Annotated in this window: 22 protein-coding genes; 16 read left to right on the forward strand and 6 right to left on the reverse strand. The window is 63.3% G+C overall.

Annotation, left to right across the window (positions count from 1 at the left end; translation table 11 throughout):
- The first annotated feature begins 77 nt into the window (after window positions 1-77).
- From PAN31117_RS22230 to PAN31117_RS22275, 10 genes are all read left to right on the forward strand, one after another.
- Window positions 78-512 carry a RidA family protein gene (locus PAN31117_RS22230; protein ID WP_150740123.1) on the forward strand — a complete coding sequence of 145 codons (435 nt, stop codon included), beginning with the start codon at window positions 78-80 and terminating at the stop codon, window positions 510-512.
- A 51-nt stretch (window positions 513-563) separates the two neighbouring features.
- Window positions 564-1,118 (forward strand): 3-hydroxyanthranilate 3,4-dioxygenase, encoded by a 555-nt coding sequence (locus PAN31117_RS22235; protein WP_150740124.1) that lies wholly within the window; start codon window positions 564-566, stop codon window positions 1,116-1,118.
- A gap of 37 nt (window positions 1,119-1,155) precedes the next feature.
- A complete protein-coding gene (locus tag PAN31117_RS22240; RefSeq protein WP_150740125.1) occupies window positions 1,156-2,151 on the forward strand; it encodes an amidohydrolase family protein in 996 nt (331 codons plus the stop codon).
- A gap of 212 nt (window positions 2,152-2,363) precedes the next feature.
- Window positions 2,364-3,557, forward strand: coding sequence for an ABC transporter substrate-binding protein (locus PAN31117_RS22245; protein ID WP_150740167.1), 1,194 nt, complete (start codon window positions 2,364-2,366; stop codon window positions 3,555-3,557).
- A 74-nt stretch (window positions 3,558-3,631) separates the two neighbouring features.
- The gene (locus tag PAN31117_RS22250; protein WP_150740126.1) at window positions 3,632-4,504 is read left to right on the forward strand and encodes an alpha/beta hydrolase; all 873 of its coding nucleotides are present in this window, start codon (window positions 3,632-3,634) and stop codon (window positions 4,502-4,504) included.
- The gene (locus tag PAN31117_RS22255; RefSeq protein ID WP_039396985.1) at window positions 4,501-5,421 is read left to right on the forward strand and encodes a branched-chain amino acid ABC transporter permease; all 921 of its coding nucleotides are present in this window, start codon (window positions 4,501-4,503) and stop codon (window positions 5,419-5,421) included. Before PAN31117_RS22250 ends, PAN31117_RS22255 begins: the two co-directional genes overlap by 4 nt.
- A gap of 17 nt (window positions 5,422-5,438) precedes the next feature.
- Window positions 5,439-6,413, forward strand: coding sequence for a branched-chain amino acid ABC transporter permease (locus PAN31117_RS22260; protein WP_150740127.1), 975 nt, complete (start codon window positions 5,439-5,441; stop codon window positions 6,411-6,413).
- Window positions 6,410-7,180, forward strand: coding sequence for an ABC transporter ATP-binding protein (locus PAN31117_RS22265; RefSeq protein ID WP_150740128.1), 771 nt, complete (start codon window positions 6,410-6,412; stop codon window positions 7,178-7,180). The genes PAN31117_RS22260 and PAN31117_RS22265 overlap by 4 nt, the downstream gene beginning before the upstream one ends.
- Window positions 7,177-7,887 carry an ABC transporter ATP-binding protein gene (locus tag PAN31117_RS22270; RefSeq protein WP_150740129.1) on the forward strand — a complete coding sequence of 237 codons (711 nt, stop codon included), beginning with the start codon at window positions 7,177-7,179 and terminating at the stop codon, window positions 7,885-7,887. Before PAN31117_RS22265 ends, PAN31117_RS22270 begins: the two co-directional genes overlap by 4 nt.
- 207 nt (window positions 7,888-8,094) lie before the next feature.
- A complete protein-coding gene (locus PAN31117_RS22275) occupies window positions 8,095-8,454 on the forward strand; it encodes a helix-turn-helix domain-containing protein (protein WP_150740130.1) in 360 nt (119 codons plus the stop codon).
- A 73-nt stretch (window positions 8,455-8,527) separates the two neighbouring features.
- On the opposite strand, the gene PAN31117_RS22280 is transcribed toward PAN31117_RS22275, so the two are convergent.
- Together PAN31117_RS22280 and PAN31117_RS22285 are read right to left on the reverse strand one after the other, a co-directional pair.
- Entirely contained in the window at window positions 8,528-9,484 is a 957-nt protein-coding gene (locus tag PAN31117_RS22280; protein ID WP_039396979.1) for a LysR substrate-binding domain-containing protein, read from the reverse strand.
- A gap of 11 nt (window positions 9,485-9,495) precedes the next feature.
- Window positions 9,496-10,143 (reverse strand): TetR/AcrR family transcriptional regulator, encoded by a 648-nt coding sequence (locus PAN31117_RS22285; protein WP_174991074.1) that lies wholly within the window; start codon window positions 10,141-10,143, stop codon window positions 9,496-9,498.
- Between the two features lie 712 nt (window positions 10,144-10,855).
- Here PAN31117_RS22285 and PAN31117_RS22290 point away from each other — a divergent pair.
- From PAN31117_RS22290 to PAN31117_RS22300, 3 genes are all read left to right on the forward strand, one after another.
- Window positions 10,856-11,305: a hypothetical protein gene (locus PAN31117_RS22290; protein WP_150740132.1), complete on the forward strand. Its 450-nt coding sequence runs from the start codon at window positions 10,856-10,858 to the stop codon at window positions 11,303-11,305.
- 139 nt (window positions 11,306-11,444) lie between these two features.
- Window positions 11,445-11,711 (forward strand): YMGG-like glycine zipper-containing protein, encoded by a 267-nt coding sequence (locus PAN31117_RS22295; protein WP_150740133.1) that lies wholly within the window; start codon window positions 11,445-11,447, stop codon window positions 11,709-11,711.
- 86 nt (window positions 11,712-11,797) lie between these two features.
- The gene (locus tag PAN31117_RS22300) at window positions 11,798-12,370 is read left to right on the forward strand and encodes an EF-hand domain-containing protein (RefSeq protein WP_150740134.1); all 573 of its coding nucleotides are present in this window, start codon (window positions 11,798-11,800) and stop codon (window positions 12,368-12,370) included.
- Between the two features lie 132 nt (window positions 12,371-12,502).
- On the opposite strand, the gene PAN31117_RS22305 is transcribed toward PAN31117_RS22300, so the two are convergent.
- Window positions 12,503-13,870 (reverse strand): DUF3100 domain-containing protein, encoded by a 1,368-nt coding sequence (locus tag PAN31117_RS22305; protein WP_150666090.1) that lies wholly within the window; start codon window positions 13,868-13,870, stop codon window positions 12,503-12,505.
- A 36-nt stretch (window positions 13,871-13,906) separates the two neighbouring features.
- Here PAN31117_RS22305 and PAN31117_RS27240 point away from each other — a divergent pair, with 36 nt between their 5' ends.
- The gene (locus PAN31117_RS27240; RefSeq protein WP_174991075.1) at window positions 13,907-14,047 is read left to right on the forward strand and encodes a hypothetical protein; all 141 of its coding nucleotides are present in this window, start codon (window positions 13,907-13,909) and stop codon (window positions 14,045-14,047) included.
- 285 nt (window positions 14,048-14,332) lie between these two features.
- Here the strand turns inward: PAN31117_RS27240 and PAN31117_RS22310 are convergent, their stop codons facing one another.
- The 3 genes from PAN31117_RS22310 to PAN31117_RS22320 all read right to left on the reverse strand — a co-directional run bounded on the left by PAN31117_RS22310 (window position 14,333) and on the right by PAN31117_RS22320 (window position 17,869).
- Window positions 14,333-15,847 carry an aldehyde dehydrogenase family protein gene (locus tag PAN31117_RS22310; protein ID WP_039396974.1) on the reverse strand — a complete coding sequence of 505 codons (1,515 nt, stop codon included), beginning with the start codon at window positions 15,845-15,847 and terminating at the stop codon, window positions 14,333-14,335.
- Between the two features lie 99 nt (window positions 15,848-15,946).
- Complete coding sequence (locus PAN31117_RS22315) at window positions 15,947-16,921, reverse strand: NAD(P)-dependent oxidoreductase (RefSeq protein WP_281349255.1); 975 nt, start codon at window positions 16,919-16,921, stop codon at window positions 15,947-15,949.
- Window positions 16,922-16,960: 39 nt separating this feature from the next.
- On the reverse strand, window positions 16,961-17,869 hold the full coding sequence (locus PAN31117_RS22320; RefSeq protein ID WP_150740136.1) for a VOC family protein: 909 nt from the start codon (window positions 17,867-17,869) through the stop codon (window positions 16,961-16,963).
- A gap of 173 nt (window positions 17,870-18,042) precedes the next feature.
- Between PAN31117_RS22320 and PAN31117_RS22325 the strand changes: the two genes are divergently transcribed.
- Window positions 18,043-18,972, forward strand: coding sequence for a LysR family transcriptional regulator (locus PAN31117_RS22325; RefSeq protein WP_150740137.1), 930 nt, complete (start codon window positions 18,043-18,045; stop codon window positions 18,970-18,972).
- Between the two features lie 594 nt (window positions 18,973-19,566).
- Window positions 19,567-20,631, forward strand: a complete 1,065-nt coding sequence (locus PAN31117_RS22330) for a porin (protein WP_150740138.1) — start codon at window positions 19,567-19,569, stop codon at window positions 20,629-20,631.
- Window positions 20,632-20,639 lie beyond the last annotated feature (8 nt).

Below are 20,639 nucleotides of genomic sequence, written 5' to 3' on the forward strand. Positions count from 1 at the left end.
CGGCAATCTCGATGGGGGTCGAGGCTGCCGCACCCGCGCGCCGTCCCATGACAAGAACACAACGGAGACTCGAATCCATGAGCGCATCGCAAGACACCCAGGCCCGCGTGGTCGAAGGCAAGGCCAAGCCCCGCGGCAAGTTCCCGCACATCAAACGCGCAGGTGACTTCCTGTTCGTCTCGGGCACCAGCTCGCGACGCCCCGATAACTCGTATGCCGGTGCGCAGGTCGACGCGCTGGGCGTCACGCAGCTCGACATTCGCGAGCAGACGCGCGCCGTCATCGAGAACATTCGCGACATTCTCGCGAGCGAAGGCGCGACACTGGCGGACGTCGTCGAAGTCGGCTCGTTCCTCGTGAACATGAACGACTTCGGTGGCTACAACGAGGTGTACGGCGAATATTTCGACGAGAACGGCCCTACCCGCACGACGGTAGCTGTGCACCAGTTGCCGCATCCACTGCTGCTCATCGAAATCAAGTGCGTGGCCTATGCGCCGCGCGCACGCTAAGCCTTCGCTCACGCACGTATTACATCGCGCGACATGACCCGGGAGACAAGCATGTTGACGTATGGCAAGCCGTTCAATTTCCAGCGCTGGATCGACGATCACGCGCATTTGCTCAAGCCGCCGGTCGGCAACCAGCAAGTCTGGCAGGACAGTGATTTCATCGTGACGGTCGTCGGCGGTCCGAACCATCGCACCGACTATCACGACGATCCGCTCGAAGAGTTCTTTTATCAGTTCAAAGGCAATGCCTGGGTCAATCTCTGGATCGACGGCAAGCCTGAACGCATCGACCTCAAGGAAGGTGACATTTTCCTGTTGCCGCCGCATGTGCGCCACTCGCCGCAACGTCCCGAGGAAGGCAGTCTTTGCCTCGTGATCGAGCGCCAGCGCCCGGCCGGTCTGCTCGACGGCTTCGAGTGGTACTGCCTGAGCTGCGGCACGCTGGTGCATCGCGTGGAAGTGCAACTCAAGAGCATCGTGACCGATCTGCCACCGCTCTTCGAGGCGTTCTACGGTAACGAATCGCTGCGTCGCTGCCCGGGCTGCGGCGAGATCCACCCCGGCCGCGCGGCACAGCCCAAGACAACTACAGCTACGTCGGCCTGACCCGCCACACCGAACACAGACACTCACTCGTCACGTCATGAAGAAAATCGACATGCACGCCCACTTCTTCCCGCGCATCACGCGGGAAGAAGCGGCCCGCCTCGACGCACCCACCGCCCCGTGGCTGCGGATCGACGAAGGCGGCGAGACCGGCAACATCATGCTGGACAATCGCGCCTTCCGTCCGGTCTACCGCGCCCTTTGGGACCCGTCGCTGCGCGTCGAGGAACTCGACCGCCACGGCGTCGATCTGCAAGTCGTATGCGCCACGCCGATCATGTTCGGCTACCGCTACGACGGGCGCGCCGTCATGGACTGGGTCCAGCGCATGAACGACCTCGCGCTCGAGCACTGCGCCTACGCCCCGAACCGCCTGAAGGCGATGGCGCAGGTGCCGCTGCAAGACCTCGACCTGGCGTGCGCCGAAGCCTCGCGCGCCAAGGCCACCGGCCACGTCGGCGTACAGATCGGCAACCATCTCGGTGAGAAAGATCTGGATGACGAACAACTCGTGGCATTTTTGCGGCACTGCGGCGACGAGCACATCCCCGTGCTGGTGCATCCGTGGGACATGATGACCGACGGCCGCATGAAGAAATGGATGATGCCGTGGCTCGTGGCCATGCCTGCCGAGACGCAACTGTCGATCCTCTCGCTGATCCTCTCGGGCGCATTCGAGCGCCTGCCCCGCTCGCTCAAGCTGTGCTTCGCACACGGCGGCGGTGCCTTCCCGTACCTGCTAGGCCGCGCCGAGAATGCGTGGCATTGCCGCGACATAGTACGCGCCGACAGCCCGCACCCGCCGTCGCACTACCTCGACCGCTTCTACGTGGACAGCGCCGTGTTCGACCCGCGCGCCCTGCGTCTGCTCGTGGACACGATGGGCGTGGAGCGCATCATGCTCGGCTCCGACCACCCGTTCCCGCTCGGCGAGCAGGACATCGGGCGTCTGGTGGCCGATCAGCCGGGCCTCGACGACAACGGACGACACCGCATTCTGGCCGGGAACGCACTTGAGTTCTTCGGGCTGTAACTGGTGCTTTCCCGAGGTGTTTTTGAAAATGCTTGCCTACGCAAAAGGCGTCGTTTAGGCTGGGCATGGAAATATTTGATGCTTAAACAATTCTGGAAGTTTTGAATTAGTCTGACGCGCCTGGCCTGCCATGACCGACGTGAAGAAGCGGTCAAGTATCCCGGCGCGAGTCCGCAGCTGACAGTGCTTGAATTCATCGTTTGGAGACCATGATGACGGGAACGAAGACCACGCAACGCAAAGCCATCGCCGTGCTCGGTGCCATCGCAGCCGCTGCTGCGATGTTCGCATCGGGCGGTGCCCATGCTCAGGTGAAGATCGGCTTCATCGGCACGCTCTCCGGCCCGGGCGGCGCGCTCGGGCAGGACCAGTACGACGCTTTCATGCTCGCCGTCGAGCAAAAGGGCGGCAAGCTCGGTGGCGTGCCGGTGCAGGTGATCAAGGAAGACGACCAGCTCAAGCCGGACGTCGGCGTGCAGGCGGCGACCAAACTGGTGGAGCGCGACAAGGTTTCGCTCATCACTGGCGTGACGTTCTCGAACGTGATGATGGCCATCCACAAGAACGTGACGAACGCAGGCGTTGTCATGGTCGGCTCGAACGCCGGCCCGACGCCGATTGCTGGCGAGCAATGCTCGCCGAACTTCTTTTCGACCTCGTGGGACAACGACGAACTGCATGAAGCCGGCGGTCAGCTCTCGACCGATCTCGGCTACAAGAAGATGTACGTGATGGCCCCGAACTATCAGGCCGGGCGCGACGCCGTGAACGGCTTCAAGCGCGACTACAAGGGCCAGATCGTCGACGAGGTGTACACGCAGGTCAATCAGCCCGACTATTCGGCCGAAATCGCCCAACTCGCCGCCGCCAAGCCGGACGCCGTCTACGTGTTCTACCCGGGCGGCATGGGTGTGAACTTCGTCAAGCAGTACCGTCAGGCCGGTCTGCTCGGCAAGATTCCGCTGATCTCGGTGTCGACCATCGACGGCTCGACCTTGCCCGCGTTGAAGGAACAAGCCGTGGGCAGCATCACCAGCGCGCCCTACTCGCCCGACCTCGACAACGCGCAGAACAAGCAATTCGTCGCGGCTTTCCAGAAGAAGTACAACCGCGTGCCGTCGATGTACGCCGCACAATCGTACGACGCTGCGAACCTGATCGACTCCGCACTCACCAAGACGAAGGGCAGCGTGACCGACCGTGAGGCGCTGCGCGCAGCACTCAAGTCCGCCGACTTCCAGTCCGTGCGCGGATCGTTCAAGTTCGCCAGCAATCAGTTCCCCATCGCGCCGTTCTATCGCGTGGATGTGGTGAAGGACGGCAGCGGCGCCGCCTTCGCGAACAAGGGCAAGATCGATATCAAGACGCGCGCCAACCTCGCGTCGATGTGCAAGATCCGCTCGTAAGCCGCTCAACGTTGTGCAATGCAGTAAAGCGGGGGCGCCCAGCCCCCGCGGTCTTTGAGCACTATCGAGGGTTTATGAAGCGCTACCGCAATTTCGACGAAGCCGAGCTGGACGTTCAGTACAACGCTCGCGCTACCACCCCCAACATTCTCGACATCCTCACGCAATACGCCGAGCAGAGCGCGCATGCCCGCGCCACCGTGCCGTGCGTGCTCGATGTCGCCTACGGGGACCACCCCGACGAAACACTCGACATCTTCCCCGCGCCGCAGCCGGGCGCGCCGGTGTTCTTCTTCGTTCACGGCGGCTACTGGCGCGCGCTGAACAAGAGCGATTCAAGCAACATGGCACCGGCGTTCACGCAAGCGGGTGCCACCGTCGTCACCGTCAACTATTCGCTCGCGCCGGGCGCGTCGCTCGACACCATCGTCGACCAGACCCGTCGCGCACTCGCGTGGGTCCATCGTCACATCGGCGAGCATCAAGGCGACGCACGCCGCATTCACATCTGCGGCAGTTCTGCAGGCGGTCATCTCGTCGGCATGCTGCTCGCGCAGGGCTGGCATGCCGAATACGGCGTGCCCGAGGATGTCGTCGCGGGGGCAGCGCCCCTGTCAGGCCTGTTCGACCTCACGCCGATTCCGTTCACGCATATCAACGAATGGATGAAGCTCTCGGCCGACGACGCACAACGCAACAGCCCGTTCTTCCGCCTGCCCGCGCGCGGTTGCCCGCTCGTCGTGTCTTACGGCGAAACTGAGACGCCCGAATTCAAGCGACAGACCGACGACTACCTCGCCGCGTGGCGCGAGAAGGGTTACGCGGGCGAGTACGTCCCGATGCCGGGCACGAACCACTTCGACATCGTGCTCACGCTCAACGATGCGCAAAGCCCGCTCACGCAAGCCATCTTCCGTCAGATGGGCCTGCCCCGGGAGGCGACATGAGCCTGACGCTTTTCATCATGCAGTGCCTGAACGGACTGCAACTCGGGGTGCTGCTGTTCCTGATGGCCGCCGGTCTCACGCTGGTGTTCGGGATCATGAACTTCGTGAACCTCGCACACGGCTCGCTGTACATGATGGGTGCGTTCATCGCCGCCACCGTCTACAACTACACCGGGTCGTTCGCGCTGGCTGCGATCGCGATCGTGCCCGCCATGCTGCTGATCGGCCTGATCGTCGAGTTCGTCGCGCTCAAGACGCTGTATGACCGCGATCACCTCGACCAGGTGCTGGCCACCTTCGGTCTGATCCTGTTCTTCAACGAACTGGCGCGCATGATCTGGGGACCGTCGCCGTACTACATGGAAGTGCCCGAATGGCTCTCCGGGACGGTCAACCTCTTCGGTCTCGACTACCCGGCTTATCGCTTCCTCATCATCGTGGTGGGCCTCGTGGTCGCCCTCGGCTGCTACCTGCTGATTCACCGCACCCGTATCGGCATGCTGATCCGCGCAGGCTCGACGCACCGTCAGATGGTCGGTGCGCTAGGCGTGAACATCGTGCTGCTCAACTCGCTGCTGTTCGGGCTGGGCGCGATTCTCGCCGGTATTGCCGGTCTCATGGCCGGGCCGATTCTGTCGGTACAGCCGGGCATGGGCGAGCCGATCCTGATTCTGACCATGGTCGTGATCGTGATCGGCGGTATCGGCTCGGTGCGCGGGGCGTTCCTCGCAGCGCTGATCGTCGGTGTGGTCGACACGCTGGGCCGCACTGCCCTGCCCTCGATACTGCGCAGCATGATGGAGCGCAGCACGGCCGACACCGCCGGTCCCGCGCTGGCGTCGATGCTGATCTATCTTGTGATGGCGGCGGTCCTCGCGGTGCGTCCGCAAGGTCTCTTCCCGGTGAAACACGGCTGACGATGGAAACGATGGAAATGAAACTCAATCTACGCACCGCCGTGCCGATACTGCTGCTGGTCCTGCTGGCGCTGGTGCCCCTTTACGCAACGTTTGCTCAGCAACCGTTCTTCCTCACCCTGTTCGGCCGCATCGTGGTGTTCGCCATCGCCGCCGTCTCGCTCGATCTGATTCTCGGCTACGGCGGCATGGTCAGCTTCGGCCATGCGCTGTATCTGGGCCTCGGCGCTTACGTCGTGGGCATCATGAGCTTCCACGGCATCGACAACGGCTTCCTGCATCTGGGCGTAACGCTTGTCCTGTGCGCGCTCGTCGGCGCAGTCACCGGCCTGCTCTCGCTGCGCACGACTGGCATCGCCTTCATCATGATCACGCTGGCGTTCGCGCAGATGTTCTACTTCCTCGCCGTGAGCCTGAAGCAGTACGGCGGCGACGACGGCCTGCCCGTCAACGCAGGCAGCCGCTTCGGCAGTGTGACGCTCGACGACCCGGCGGTGCTGTACTACGTCGCGTTCGCCGTGCTATGTCTGTGCGTGTGGGTGGGCCGCCGTCTGGTCGAAGCGCGCTTCGGTATGGTGATTCGCGGCGCGCGTCAAAACGACCGCCGTATGCGCGCCCTCGGCTATCCGACGCTGCGCTACAAGCTCGTGGCCTACGTCATCAGCGCGATGGTTTGCGGCGTGTCGGGCATGCTGTACGCCAATCTCACGCATTTCGTCTCGCCAGCCTATATGGCGTGGACCGCCTCCGGCGAACTGATCGTGATGGTCGTGCTGGGTGGCCTCGGCTCGTTCTTCGGGCCGGTGCTGGGCAGCGCGGCGATGCTGCTCATCGAGGAATGGCTCAAGGGCATGACGGAGCACTGGATGATCATTTTCGGGCCGCTCATCGTTGTGGCGGTGCTGGTCTCGCGTCGCGGTCTGTACGGGCTGCTGGGCGATCTGCAAGTGCGTCTGTCGCGTCGCACGCGCACCGTGGAGGGCAAAGCATGAGCCTCCTTCGTGTCGACCAACTGGTCAAACGCTATGGTGGGCTGACCGCCACCGATCACTTCTGTCTCGACGTCGCGCCGGGCGAACTGCACGCCATCATCGGACCGAACGGTGCGGGCAAGAGCACGCTCATCGGCCAACTGGCGGGCGAACTGCGCTCCGACGAAGGCAGCATTCATTTCGACGGGCACGACATTACCTCGGTGCCCATCGAGCAACGTGCGCGTGCCGGGCTGGCGCGCTCGTATCAGATCACCTCGGTCTTCCGGGAATTCACGGCGCTGGAGAACGTGCTTGTCGCCGTGCAGGCGATGCAGGGGCATAGCTTCGGATTCTGGCGTCCGGCGATCCGCGAAGCGGCGCTGGTCGAGCCGGCGCGCGAGATTCTGGCGCGCACGGGGCTGGCCGCCCGTATGAACGTACCCGCCAGCGCGCTCGCACACGGCGAACACCGTCAACTCGAACTGGCGATGGCGCTGGCTGGCCGACCGAAGCTGCTACTGCTCGACGAACCGATGGCCGGTATGTCGCAGGCCGAGTCCGAACAGATGACGCATCTGCTTGCCGACCTCAAGGGCGACTACGGCATCGTGCTAGTGGAACACGACATGGACGCCGTGTTTGCGCTGGCCGACCGCATCACGGTGCTCGTCTACGGACGTGCCATCGCCTGTGGCGACGCCGACACGATCCGCTGCGATGCGGGCGTGCGCGAAGCCTATCTCGGGGACGAAACCCGCAACGAAATGCTGGGAGCGACAGCATGAGCACCTTGTTGTCTTTATCCGGCGTCGAGTCGTACTACGGTGCGAGTCAGGCGCTGTTCGGCATGCAACTGAACATCGAGCGGGGTGCTTTCGTCACCCTGCTCGGGCGTAACGGCATGGGCAAGACGACCACCGTCAGGTCGATGACGGGGCTGATGCGCCCCGCACGCGGTGAGATCGTGTTCGACGGGCAGCCGGTACACGCCAGTCCGTCGCATCGCATTGCACGGGCAGGCATCGGACTGGTCCCCGAAGGCCGTCAGATCTTCCCCACACTCACCGTGCGCGAAAACCTCGTGGCGACCGCTGGCAACCGGCACGGCGCGACTTCGCCGTGGACGCTGGAGCGCATCTACGGCCTGTTTCCGCGTCTGCGCGAACGGGAGAAAAACCTCGGCAGCAATCTGTCCGGTGGCGAACAGCAGATGCTCGCCATCGGCCGCGCGTTGATGACGAATCCGAAATTACTCATTCTGGATGAAGCGACTGAAGGCCTCGCGCCGCTCATTCGCGGTGAAATCTGGCAATGCCTTAAGCAACTTAAAGGCAGCGGCCTGTCGATCCTCTGCATCGACAAGAATCTGGCACCGATGCTCGAACTCGGCGACCAGCACTACATCGTCGATAAGGGCCGTGTGGCGTGGCAAGGCGACTCGTCGAAGCTGCGTCAGTCGTTACCGGAATTGCAGGCCTACCTCGGCGTCTAAGACCCGCGCCAAGCCATGCGTATCCCCTGTCTGCGTACACTCTACGGCACCTCGTCTCCACGAGGAGCGTAGTACTCGATAGGTGTCAGACGCGAAAATCGGGAGTGTTTTGTGAAAGCACCCAGCAAATGGATGTGGTGCAATCGGCTCCGCTTGATTGCCTTTGCAAGCGCACCCGATCAACAACTAACGACACCGGTCAGGACTATGGCTTACACCAATACGCCTTCGAATCCCTTCCGCTGGCTGCTCACGCAGGACACCGGTGCGCCGCCGCCCGCCGAGCCCGCTCACGTCAACAACGGGCTCCCTGCGGACCTCCCGCTCAACATCAAGGAGTTGCCGCGTACCCCGCTTCCCAAGCTGGAAGTCTTTCCCGACGAGTTGCTTGCCCTGCGCAAACATCTGGGCATGTCCCGTAACGTCTTCGCCCACTATCTCCGGACCAATCCCCGTACGCTGGAGAACTGGGAGCAAGGGCGCGCGCGTCCGAACGCCCAGGCCGCCTGCCTGATACGGCTGGTGCAACAGAACCCGGGGCTGGTGTCTTCGCTCGCGCGCCTGTAAGGCCTTGCGCTCACGTGATGTAAAAAGGGCGTGCCGATTCGTCGACACGCCCTTTTTCTGTGTTCCACGACCGCTACGGCTTGAGACCGCATACCTCGCGCAGACAGGCGACGAATCGCGCGCAGGCCGGGCTGGGCGACTTGTCCGCGCGCAGCGAATAGCCGACGTCGCCGAAGCTGCCCGACATCGTGTCGGCAAGCACGCGCAGCAAGCCCGACTCCACGAACGGTGTGGCCGCCGCACGCGGCATGAGCGCGACGCGAGGCGTCTCCAGCATCAGGCCGATGTTGGTCAGCACTGAGAGCGATTCCACCACGTCTTCCGGCAACGCGAGCCCGGCATCGTGAAACAGACGTTCCGCCGCCAGACGCGAAGGCGACTCGGGCACCGGTAGAATCCACGCGCCTTCGCGGAGTTCGGCGAGCGGGACACGATCCGGCAAATGCGTCCAGTGACGCTTGCCGCCGATCACGCTGAGCGATTCGTTAAAGAGAATTTCGTGGGTCAGCGCGAAGGCGTTGGCCACTGGCAGCGAACGCTCGGGCAAGCGTCCCACCACGATATCCAGATCGCCGCTGGCCAGCGCCGGAAAGAGCTGTGCGGTCGTCGCTTCACGCACCGTCACCAGCACGCCCGGCGTGCGCTCTTTGAGCATGGCGATCGTGCGCGGCAACAGGTCGGCGGCGGCCGAAATGAGCGTGCCGACAATCACATGCCCGCTCGTGCCCGCGCTGAACGCGTTCACTTCGTCCGTCAGGTAGCGCAGTTCGGCCATCAGTGACTTCACGCGATGGCCCAGCAACTCGCCGAGTTCGGTCGGCTGCATGCCGCGGTTGCTGCGCACAAAAAGCGGGCCTTCGAAACAGGCTTCCAGCTCATGCACGATCTTGCTCACCGCAGGCTGCGTGAGTCCGGTTTCGTTGGCGGCGCGCACGAGCGAGCCCGTTTCGAGCACGCGGTCGAAGACCTGAAGCTGGTGAAACTTGAGCTTTCGTCCGAGATTAAGGGCTGTCCAGGGAAGTGATCGCATCGGCGTCCTGTTCAGGCTGTCGCGGTCGTGCCGGACGCCGTCACCGAATCTGCCCCCTGTGGCGCGGGCGCCGACTCGGCGGGCTCCGTCGACAGGAAAGCAGCAACGTACTCTTCGAGCATGGCCACGTCCGGCAGCGAGGCCGGGTTGACATGGTAGTTAACGAGGCACCCGTCGAAGGTCAACACGAGCATGTCGATAAGACGCGCGCGTCGCACACCGTCACGCGCAAGACTCGGCGCACAGGCCGCCAGCATCGCCGACAATCGCTCCCTGAACCACTGAAGCAACGACGGATCGTAGGGATCGCCCGGCGTCACCGTGGAGAGCGCCTGCACCAGATTGTGCGAGAAGCCGTTGTCGAGCCTCGGCGTGTCGACCAGCAAGCCGGCGAGCAGCGTGCGCATGCGGGCATGTGCGCCGTGTGCCGACATGACTTCCGATTCGAGGGCCGTGATGCGCGCCTTGAACCATTTGTCGTAGACACAGAAGAAGACTTGCAGCTTCGCAGTGAAGTAGCTGTAAATGTTCGCGTGCGAAATTCCGGCACGCTTGGCGATCTGCACCATTGTGGTGTCGACATACCCTTTTTCGAGAAACAGGGCATGCGAGGCTTCGAGAATGGCGAGACGAATGTCTTCTTTCTTGACTTGTGGCATATGTGAGCCTGCACCGTTAGGCCGGGCACCTTGATCGTTAATTCTCAACATCCGCTGACGTCGATACACAATGTCAGCGCGCACAGTATGCCAGCGCAAACGCAGCTTGCGGCGAAAACTAAGCGCAAACACTCCCCCGGACTTTCCCGATATTTCCACGCACACAACGCGAATTGCGATGACAGACATCGCGTAATGCGTGGGGTTGCCGCACGTTGCCCGCATGCGGACGGGAAGTGGTTTCGCACCTGACATGCCTCGCCACATATTTCAAAATTGAACAATTTCGATGTCATGCATTTCACGCATGGAAACGGCGTCGATGCGCTGCGCGCTTCGTATATGACGACGAATACCCGAAGGAATATGGAAGTCCGTCGCTGAGGGCAATGGATACGCGCATGAGTACGCACTTTGCGTATCTACTGGTGCCACTGAATTTGGCCTCGACGTGCATATGCGTCGCGGCGTAGGTGCATGCCGTCAGCGCATTCCTACATTACTTCGGACTCCATCAAATAATCGATGCATTGTGTGCAATGCAATATCCCTGCGAAGCCCCACGGGACGGCCCAACGCAAGGCAATTACAAAGATTTACAAGATGCGGCGATCCAAATCCCTCAATCTGCGTCCAACTTGAGTGGATCCTATCGATTCACGCAATCCATGATGGCGAAGGGCGGGACAAACACCGCGCTCGAACGGAGGTCATGATGAGAACGAACCGTGAAGGTGTTGCAAAGGCAGAAGTGGCGTGCGGCGTGAAGTCGCGCATTGCCAAGGTGTCCTCAGCAGTCGGACTCGCGTCGGTAATGTTGACGTTGGCAGGTTGCGCGTATGAAGCGCCGCCTCAGCCACGACTGCCATATCGAGGCATCGAAAGCACGAATCCGGCATATCGATCGGCGGATCCGAACTGCGGCCCGCCGCCGTATGCGCCGGGTTCTGCGTGCAGCCCTTATGCAGCCCCCGCAGCAGCGGCCCCGAACACCGACGCCTACGGTCGCCCTTATCCGCCGACGGACCCTTATGGCCGCCCGTATCCGACGGATGCGCAGGGACGCCCATATCCGCCGCCCCCGCCGCCGCCGGCCTATCGGGAATCGAGCCCGGCCGACGGAGTGGCTGCACCGGAGAACGGCTCGGCGACAGCCCACTGAACGTCCGTCATCAACGCCAAATCTACGAATTTACGAACAGCAGGCGGTGCGCAATCCGGCAGCGAGTCGAAGCCGATGGACCGCCAACTGCCTGCGTATATCCCGGGGCCTGCCGCCCCTCCCGAAGGAGTCATGCGTCATGAAAACCACACAACGACGGATCTCGAAAATCTCACGTCTTTCGCGCTCGGTCGCCCCGATCCTCGTGGGCGCTGCGCTCATCGGCACGCTGGCCGGTTGCGGCGGCATGACCCCGCGCGAATCACGCAATACCGCAGTCGGTGCCGGCGTCGGCGCACTGGGCGGCGCCCTCATCTCGGGCGGTGACCTTGGCACGACCGTGGGCGGCGCCGTCGTCGGCGGTGTCATCGGTAATGTCATCACGGACGACCGCCATCGCCGCTAACCGGTGCCGACGGCAGCCGATTGCTGTCATTAAGGGGCGATACACGGCCCCCGCTCATCTGACGATGCAATAAGGAGAAGCGAGATATGAACTCCCAGGACACCCTTCGCCAGCGTACGCTTCGCACGCTCAAGTCACGACGCCTCGGCCGCCGGACCCTCGCTGTCGTGACCGTCTGTGCGGGCGCAGCCGCTTTGTCGCTTGCCGCCATGCCGAGCTTTGCGCAGACGGGCATGCCGCCCGTCAACGGTGTCGTACCGACAACGCCGAACCCGCCGCCACCGCCCACGGCAGGCCCGGATTACGGCGACGCCGCCGATCAGAACGCCGCGCTTGGCTTGTACCTGCAGCGTTCGTTCGACGCCATCGACACCAATCACGACGGCAAGATCGACCGCAACGAATGGGCCGCGTATCAGCACAGTCAGTTGCAGGCACGTCGGGCCACGTTCGAGCGCTATTTCAAGGCGGCAGACAAGGATGGCGACGGTTATCTGAGCCGCGACGAAGTCGCCGCCTCGGAGCCGTTCCTGTATCAGCACTTCGACGAGATCGACGTCAATCACGACGGCAAGCTCTCACCAGCAGAAATCCGCAGCTTCTTCCGTCGCTACTATCACGAACGGGCACAGGCCGACGCCGCTACGACGAAGCCCTGATTGCCCCTGCCTTAAAACACAAAGGGCCGGGCCTGCATACCGCAGGACCCGGCCCTTCGCTTTCAAGCTATTACTTCTTCCGACTGCCTGCGAAGGCGCGACCTGTCACCGTCGCGCCTTCGCCGTCAGGCATTACACGTGGAAGAATTCGGCGATGATCGCAGCGCCGAGGAACGTACCGGCGTTCGCGAGGAACGACACGACCACGATGCGCCAGCCCAGACGACGGAAGGCCGGCACGTCCTTGGCGACCGACAGACCGGCGTAGGTCAGCATCGGCGTGACCAGCGACAGGAAGTTGATCTTGCCCGTGAACTGCTCGACAACCGGCGCAAACGGGAAGGCCGGCGACGTCAGGAACATGGCGATCAGCGACACCCAGCACACGGCCGGCACCTTGCGGCGCGTGACGAAGTACAGCGCTTCACCCACGAGCACAGCACCGATGATGATCAGCATGCCCGGCACGCCGTCGAGGAACGGCGTCTTGAAGGCCATGCTGTTGCCGACCAGCGCAAGAGCGCCCGAGAAGAACCATGCGAACAGACGTGCGCCGAAGTTCATCTCGACGGTGTGTGCCTTGCTGGCTTCCTTGAGTTCCTTGGCGGCTTCGGCGTCGGCCACGGCAGCGGCTTCGGCGTTAGCACGGCCACGCTTGCTCATGCGGCCCAGCACCGGCTCCATCACGCGGTAGCCCCACACGGCGAGCGGCAGCGAGATGAACAGCGTGAAGTACGTGCCGATGGTCGTCGTAATCAGGTTCGACGCAGCGGCGAACGTGGCGACTTCCTTGGCGACTTCCGGCGTCTGCTGTGCGGCAATCGCACCGGCGGCAGCGGCCATCATCGACCCCGACCCCACACCTGCGCCCATGGCGAGCGAGTGCGGATGGAACAGGTTCAGGCTGGCGACGAAGCCCGCGAACAGCGAGATGAACACCGCACCGAAGATGGTGCCCGTCAGGTACTCGGCCAGCACGCCACGACCTTCCGGCGAGTCGAAACCGTACTTTTCACCGATGATCGCGAGGCTCGGCTCACGGCCGACCGAGAAGGTCGCGCCAATGGCTTCGCGCTTGATGCCGAGCATCAGTGCGACCGGCAGGCCCAGGATGATCGTGCCGACGAAGTGGCCGAATTCCTGGAACACCAGCGCCCAGCCGGCGGCCACGAGCTTGGGCAGCGAGCCGCCCACGAGCAGGCCGAGCTTTGCCACGAAGAGCAGCAGCGCCGGTTGCAGAATGGCCGCTGCCTTGTGCTGCATCGACAGGTCGATCTGCGCGAAACGCGGCAAGCGCGCCTGCGACAGGCCCAACGCCGCGCCGAGCAACAAGGCCCAGACCATCGGCAACAACACGATCTTGCCGTGACCGGCATTGATGCTGATCGCACCGATCAGCTCCGCGACCACCAGGATCACGATTGCCCAAACATACAGGCGCACGCCATCGCTGAAGGCGCCTCCCTGCGGCTTGGCCGCTTTTTGTTCCATGACTGCCATCTGGGTCTCCACTGCACTTGCTATTGAGCCGGTCCGATGCCGTCCGCCGTCGAGCTGTTCGGCGGGTCGGCCACCATTTCGGTAGTTAAGGAAGTTCGGCGCGCCGTCCGTCCGGTCCATTCCGTCGATCCGATCCTGACGGGATACACCGGCGAACTCTTGGGGCATGGCGGCTGAACGCCCGCCATGTTGGCACACCTTGGTGACAGCAACAGCGTAATCAATCCCCCGCGCCGAACCACCCGAGGGCGGCATTATACGCGGTCAAAAACACCGTTTCGGCCCCCTGTCCCGCAGGCTGAAACGCTCGCGTGCCGGACAACGTCTCGCGACCAGTGCTCGGCACACTTACCACCCTTTTATTGCCCTATTGCCATGCGTTCCCGACAACTGAACGCACGATGACAGCAATTCCCACCGGGCGACGGCAGGCTTTCGCCCCCGCCGCCCGGTGCGTCATGCTCAGACGTAGCCAAACGGCGTGGCCGGATTGGCGGCCGTCTCGACCCAGACGCTCTTAGTCTGCGTGTACTCATAGAGCGCTTCCACGCCGCTGGAACGGCCATAACCGCTGTGGCCGTAGCCGCCGAACGGCGAGGCGACGTTGATGGTCTTGTAGCCGTTGATCCAGAACGTGCCGGCGTTGACTTGCGACGCCACACGGTGCGCACGCGCCACGTCCTGCGTCCAAACGGCGCCAGCCAGGCCGAACTCGCTGTCGTTGGCAATCGCGAGCGCTTCTTCTTCCGTGTCGAACGGAATCGCCACGACCACCGGGCCGAAGATTTCGGTACGGGCGACGCCCATCGCGTTGTTGGCATCGGCCAGCACCGTCGGGCGCACGAAGAAGCCGCCGTCGCTGCGTTGCTGCGAACCGGCGGCCAGACGCGCACCGCCTTCGACGCCCGCGTCGATCATGTTCATGACGTGCTGATACTGCGTGCGATTGCAGATTGGACCGACTTCGGTGGTGTCGTCCATCGGTTCGCCCACGCGAATCTTCTCAGCGCCACGCGCCAGCATGTCGATCATCTGGTCGTACACGCCGCGCTGCACCAGCAGACGCGAACCGGCCACACAGCTCTGGCCCGCGCTCGAGAAGATGGCAGCCTGCGCACCGAGGCACGCGCGCTTGAGGTCGGCGTCGTCGAACACGATGTTTGCCGACTTGCCGCCCAGTTCCAGCACGCTCGGCAACAGACGTTGCGCAGCGGCAGTGGCGATCTTGCTACCCGTGGCGGGCGAGCCGACGAACACGACCTTCTTGACGACCGGATGCGAAATCGCGGCTTGTCCCGTCGTATGGCCGAAGCCGGCGAGCACGTTGATGAGACCGCGCGGCACACCGGCCTGCTCGGCAAGCGCAGCGACGACCAGCGAGCTGGCCGGCGTGAGTTCCGACGGCTTGAGCAGCACGCCATTACCCATGGCGATCGCCGGGGCCAGCTGCCAGCCGCAGGTGAAGACCGGCGCGTTCCACGGCGTGATTTGCAGCACCACGCCCATGGCTTCGCGACGCGTGTAGTTCAGGTGGGTGCTCGGCACCGGAATGACGTCGCCGAAGAACTTGTCCGTCCAGCCCGCGTAGTACTCGAACATCTCCGCCACCTTGGCGACTTCGCCACGGCAATCGCGGATCGGCTTGCCTGCACCGATGGATTCGAGCTGGGCGAGCGCTTCGGCGTTTTCGCGAATCTTCGCGCCGACAGCTTGCATCACACGACCGCGCGCGGCGTGCGTGAGCGCCCACCAGGTCTTTTGTGCCGCTTGCGCGGCATCGGCGGCTTGCGCCACGACGGCGGCACCTGCGTCGCGGTAAGTCAGCACGGTCTGGCCGGTGGCCGGGTTCACGATGTCGATGCTCGACTCGCCCGTGCCTTCAACCAGTTCGCCATTGACGAACGAGCCGATGGTGGTGGCGTTGGGGAAAAACTTGGCGAATGCGCCGAGCAAAGCGGCGGCTTGTTGGTCTGCCATGAGAAAGCTCCGTGCAATACGCACTCAGGTGCGCATCGTGTCGTCAAAACAAAAAATCAGATCGTTACGTCGCGAAATATTGAGACAGGCACGCGGCAATTACGCCCGGCCCGGCTCAATGAATTGCACGATGCGGTTGAAGTCCTCGTCGTCGCCCACGGTCGCGGCGCTCGCGGCCCACAGGCGTCCGACTTCCGCCGACAGCGGGCCCGTGGCGAGCGTGCCCGTCTGCTCGGCCAGCGCCATGGCCAGACGCACGTCCTTGCGCATGAGCTTCATCGTGAAGCCGGAGTCGAAGGCGTCGTTCAGGATCCACGTCGGATAGTTGGTTTGCGTGATGCCGCTGCGGCCCGACCCGGCGTTCAGGCCTTCGAGTACCTGCTCCGGGGCCACGCCAGCAGCCTTCGCCAGACGCATCGCTTCACCGGCCACCACGAGGTGGGCAGCGCACATCAGGTTGTTGATCAGTTTGGTCACGTGACCGGCACCCACGTCGCCGATGTGCACGCGCTTGGCCGACATGGCGGCAAGCACCGGCTCGATGCGGGCGATGTCTTCGGCCGAGCCGCCCAGTACCATCGTAAGTGCGCCGTTCAGCGCGCCCTTCGGGCCGCCGGAGACCGGTGCGTCGACCAGCGCAATGCCTTTTTCGCGCAGCGTGACGGCCAGCGCGCGCGTGCTTTGCGGATCGGCCGTCGAGGTGTCGATCACGACCAGACCTTCACGGCCGTTCGCAGCGATGCCGTCCGGGCCGTTCACCACAGCCTCGACGACTTGCGACGTCGGCAGCGACAGCACGAGGGCGTCGGCTTCGCGAGCCAGTTCGGCGATTGATGCGCGCAGGCCGATGCCGGCCTCTGCGAGCGCGGCACCGGCGGCCGGCGACGGATCGAACCCAAGCACTGTGAAACCGCCGCGCTGCAACGACAGCGCCATGCCGCGTCCCATATTGCCCAGTCCGACCACTCCGATGATTTTCATGTTGACTCCAGTTTGACTGCGAAGATGGCGCCGCCCCCACGGGCGACGCCGCGTTGCTCCACACCGCCCGGAACATCCGGTCGGCGAGTAAATTCAGGGGATCGTTAAGTGTTGACGCGTTCTGGTCCGGCGCTAGTGATTGACGAACTCCAGCACCACATTGCCCGCGAACTCGGGTTCCACGACCAGCCCATGCTCGTTATAGCCATAGGGCACGCCGTTCTCCCGCCACAGCGCTTCGACGTGCGCCAGATCCGGCGTGAGCAGCGTGATCGCCACGGCGTGCGTGCGTACGCCCTGCGCCATCGGCAGCCCCACGGCGGCGTAGCGCGCCTCGGCGCGCTGCGGCGACATCGCCCGCAAGTGACCGCACCCGGTGTCGGCCACCGCGCCGCCGTCGTACAGATCGACGTGACGCGCACCGTACATGCGCTGCCAGCGTGTGGCGAGGGTGCGCAACGACACCGTGTCGGGCGTCACGTACGTAATACCGACGATGCCGGTGACGCGGTTCGGGTGGTTCTGCCACTCGGGCACCCAGATCAGCTCGGGGCGATGCTGGTGGCAGATGAAATTGGAAGCGTCGCCGAGCGAGTCGTCGATGAACAGGCCCAGTGACACCACGGCCTCGTCGGGCTTGCCGTCGGGTTTGCGCATCGCGCGGCGAAAATCGATGATGCCCTGCGTCTCCAGCCCGGCCTGCGTGAGGCGGGCGTGATCGGCGCAAGCATCCTTGCTGTGCAGTGCAACGAGGGACACGCCCTCTTCGCGGGCGAGAAAGCGGCCGAGATAGCGTCCGAAGCAGAAGTCGCCGACGGCGTTCGTGCCGAACTTGCTCGCGTCGTCCACGCCGATCAGTTCGATGAAGTTGTCGCCGAACATCATCAGCGACGTGACCGTGCCCCACGGGTGAAACGACACCGGCGACGGGGCAAACCCCATGCGCTCGTAATGCGCCAGCCGCCGCGGATGGTCATGGACCGTCACCAGCGGATGATCGATGCCGAATCGCGAATTGCGCGGCGCAATCGTCGGGCTCATCGGGGGCCTCCGAGGGGTGAGTGGCGCGGAATCGGACCGCCGACACCGGGCCTCGCCTGGGTTCGTTGCACGGCGTCGGGGCCGATCCGCATGCTTCGCAGTGTGGATTGAAAAAAAATGACGCTCAATGACAACGCTTGAACATTTTTGTTCTAATTATTAGTCTTTAGGGCATGACACCCGCCATCAATGAAAGCCGTCTGTCGTATCTGTTCGAAGCCGTCCAGTGCGGCACGGTGCGCGCCGCCGCCGACAGACTCGACATCGCCCCGTCCGCCGTCAGCCGCCAGATCGCCCTGCTGGAGGCAGAACTGGCGCTGCCGCTCATCGAACGTCACAAGCGCGGGGTCCACCTGACGCAGGCCGGCCGTTTGCTCATGGAGTACTACCGCGAGCAGCGCGCGCACCAGGAGGACTTGCTCGCCAAGCTCCAGGAAGTGCGCGGATTGCGGCGCGGCCACATCCGGCTGGCCGTCGGTGAGGGCTTCGTCAGCGATCTGATGGGGGCACCGCTGCAATTCTTCTGCAAACGCTATCCCGACATCACCCTCACTCTCGATTTGGCCGGGACGAACGAAGTCATGCGGCTCGTGGCGGAAGACGATGCCGACATCGGACTCGTCTACAACCCGCCCGCCGAGCCCAAAATCGTCTCGCGCGCTCAGCTGGCGCAGCCGGTGCACGCGATCGTCGCCCCCGGTTCGCCGCTGATCGCAATGGCGGACACGCTTGGCACACTCACGCTCGACGCGCTCTACGATGTGCCGCTCGCGCTCATGCACGGCTCCTACGGCACGCGTCAATTGATGGAACTGGCCGAGCAGTCGGAAAAGCACCGGCTCGTGCCAACGGTCACGACCAACTCGATTTCCGTGCTCAAACACTTCGTACGTGCCGGGCTTGGCGCAACGTTTTTGCCGACCTTCGCTGTCTCGCAGGAAATCGACGCAGGCGTACTGCGCGCCCTGCCCATTGACCATCCGATTCTCACCAGTGCCGAGGCGCACCTGATCACGCGCGCAGGGCGACGCTTGTCCGGTGCCGCCAACCGATTGCTCACGCACCTCGCCAGCAAAATGGAAGCCTTTGGTGCGCCGGACTGATGTGCCCGAGCCGCAGACCAAAACGGACGACTGAAACGCGCCCACGGGACATTTCGCCATATAAGTGTCACGCCGGACGCTTTCTGGTTGTTCGCGCGCAACAGTCGAAAAACTAAGCCTTTCCCTTATGTTGCGTCAGGAGGAATTCGGATATAAAGAAGCCAATCAGGCGAAGGTGCGTTTGTATCGCGTCGAGAAATCGTACGTAATGCGAACTTAATCGACCCGCACGCTGGATCGTTACGTCCCTTCCCGCCACGCATTCCGGTCGCATGGCTGCGCGCGCATTGCGCTGCCGCCGACCCAACGCCAGTGGACTGCCATGACGACGATCTCTGAAAGCCAGAGCGTAGCGTTCGAAGTGTCCGAAATGGATACGCAGAGCGTGCAGGCATCACTTGCAACCGGCCGCGTCCCCCTACGCGGCGCCCGTTGCCCAGGCGTCCCCGCTTGCCGATTTCTCGTCACTCGTAACGAAATTTCAGGCTTTTCAGCCGATGTCTTTGCACGGCCCTGCGCGGGCGTGTCGCAACGACGACGGGCATAACCACGCAAAAGAAGGTGCGGGGCAAAACGTAACCTGGGGAGCGAATCATGAAGAAGAAGCTCATTGCAGCAAGCCTGCTTTGCAGCATCGGTACGTTTGCGCACGCGCAATCGAGCGTGCAACTCTACGGCCGCGTCGATGGCGGCTTTCAGTTCATGAACAATTTGCAGGACGGCAACGGCGGCACCACCTCGCGCTTCAGCGCACAGGGCGGCGACTACGGCACAAGCCTGTTCGGCCTGCGGGGCTACGAAGATCTCGGACAGGGATTGCATGCGGTATTCAATCTGGAAGGCGGATTCCAGTTGATGAACGGCTACAACAACAACGGCTCGGGTTCGATCTTCGATCGCCGTGCCCTGGTCGGCTTCAACTCCCGCTCATGGGGCCAGTTGACGCTCGGGCGCAACCTGTTCATCAGCAACGGCGTCTGGGACTTCGATCCGTTCCAGCAGCAGGCCTTCTCGTCGGCATCGCTAGTGCGTGGACGCAACTGGCCGCAGGCGAGCAATACCGTCAACTATCAAAGCCCGAACTGGCGCGGGTTCGACATTGCCGGTCAGTACGCCTTTTCCAACATCGCCGGGCAGTTCAACAACGGCCGCGGCATGGGCGCACAGTTGACGTACACGCACGACCGGTTCCAGTTGCGCGCGTTGTATGACGAAATTCGCGACACCAACGGACGCTTCACCGACGTGTTCGCCACCTCTCGGGAATACTTCGCCGGCGCGAATATCTTCCTGAATCGCTTCACGATCTCGCTGGGCTACACGCACATGTCCGCGCCGGACGCGCCTGCCCCCAACTTCGCCACACGCGCCGACCATTACTGGGCCGGTGTGAAGTATCAGGCGACGGCGGCGTGGGCTGCGAACGCGGCGGTCTATCACGTGAACGTGCCTGGCGGCTTCGGACACGCCACGATGGCCGAACTGGGCACCACTTACAACCTTTCGAAACGGACCTTCCTGTACGGCACGATTGCGTACGTGATGAACAGCTCAGGTCAGAGCTTCTCGGTGGCGGCAATTCCGAGCGACTCGCTGGACAACCCGCCCGCGGGCAAGAACCAGATGGGTGCCTATATCGGGGTCTCCCACTCGTTCTAACGGCGGCG

Source organism: Pandoraea anapnoica, from assembly GCF_902459765.1.
Classification (GTDB): domain Bacteria; phylum Pseudomonadota; class Gammaproteobacteria; order Burkholderiales; family Burkholderiaceae; genus Pandoraea; species Pandoraea anapnoica.

Excerpts from the sequence above, each read along its gene's own strand:
- PAN31117_RS22240 (WP_150740125.1), top strand. The coding sequence starts at position 1,156 with ATGAAGAAAATCGACATGCACGCCCACTTCTTCCCGCGCATCACGCGG.
- PAN31117_RS22255 (WP_039396985.1), top strand. The coding sequence starts at position 4,501 with ATGAGCCTGACGCTTTTCATCATGCAGTGCCTGAACGGACTGCAACTC.
- PAN31117_RS22305 (WP_150666090.1), bottom strand. The coding sequence starts at position 13,870 with ATGGCAGTCATGGAACAAAAAGCGGCCAAGCCGCAGGGAGGCGCCTTC.
- PAN31117_RS22300 (WP_150740134.1), top strand. The coding sequence starts at position 11,798 with ATGAACTCCCAGGACACCCTTCGCCAGCGTACGCTTCGCACGCTCAAG.
- PAN31117_RS22265 (WP_150740128.1), top strand. The coding sequence starts at position 6,410 with ATGAGCCTCCTTCGTGTCGACCAACTGGTCAAACGCTATGGTGGGCTG.
- PAN31117_RS22295 (WP_150740133.1), top strand. The coding sequence starts at position 11,445 with ATGAAAACCACACAACGACGGATCTCGAAAATCTCACGTCTTTCGCGC.
- PAN31117_RS22280 (WP_039396979.1), bottom strand. The coding sequence starts at position 9,484 with ATGCGATCACTTCCCTGGACAGCCCTTAATCTCGGACGAAAGCTCAAG.
- PAN31117_RS22245 (WP_150740167.1), top strand. The coding sequence starts at position 2,364 with ATGACGGGAACGAAGACCACGCAACGCAAAGCCATCGCCGTGCTCGGT.
- PAN31117_RS22290 (WP_150740132.1), top strand. The coding sequence starts at position 10,856 with ATGATGAGAACGAACCGTGAAGGTGTTGCAAAGGCAGAAGTGGCGTGC.
- PAN31117_RS22270 (WP_150740129.1), top strand. The coding sequence starts at position 7,177 with ATGAGCACCTTGTTGTCTTTATCCGGCGTCGAGTCGTACTACGGTGCG.
- PAN31117_RS22260 (WP_150740127.1), top strand. The coding sequence starts at position 5,439 with ATGAAACTCAATCTACGCACCGCCGTGCCGATACTGCTGCTGGTCCTG.
- PAN31117_RS22325 (WP_150740137.1), top strand. The coding sequence starts at position 18,043 with ATGACACCCGCCATCAATGAAAGCCGTCTGTCGTATCTGTTCGAAGCC.
- PAN31117_RS22275 (WP_150740130.1), top strand. The coding sequence starts at position 8,095 with ATGGCTTACACCAATACGCCTTCGAATCCCTTCCGCTGGCTGCTCACG.
- PAN31117_RS22235 (WP_150740124.1), top strand. The coding sequence starts at position 564 with ATGTTGACGTATGGCAAGCCGTTCAATTTCCAGCGCTGGATCGACGAT.
- PAN31117_RS27240 (WP_174991075.1), top strand. The coding sequence starts at position 13,907 with ATGCCGTCCGCCGTCGAGCTGTTCGGCGGGTCGGCCACCATTTCGGTA.
- PAN31117_RS22285 (WP_174991074.1), bottom strand. The coding sequence starts at position 10,143 with ATGCCACAAGTCAAGAAAGAAGACATTCGTCTCGCCATTCTCGAAGCC.
- PAN31117_RS22310 (WP_039396974.1), bottom strand. The coding sequence starts at position 15,847 with ATGGCAGACCAACAAGCCGCCGCTTTGCTCGGCGCATTCGCCAAGTTT.
- PAN31117_RS22330 (WP_150740138.1), top strand. The coding sequence starts at position 19,567 with ATGAAGAAGAAGCTCATTGCAGCAAGCCTGCTTTGCAGCATCGGTACG.
- PAN31117_RS22320 (WP_150740136.1), bottom strand. The coding sequence starts at position 17,869 with ATGAGCCCGACGATTGCGCCGCGCAATTCGCGATTCGGCATCGATCAT.
- PAN31117_RS22250 (WP_150740126.1), top strand. The coding sequence starts at position 3,632 with ATGAAGCGCTACCGCAATTTCGACGAAGCCGAGCTGGACGTTCAGTAC.
- PAN31117_RS22230 (WP_150740123.1), top strand. The coding sequence starts at position 78 with ATGAGCGCATCGCAAGACACCCAGGCCCGCGTGGTCGAAGGCAAGGCC.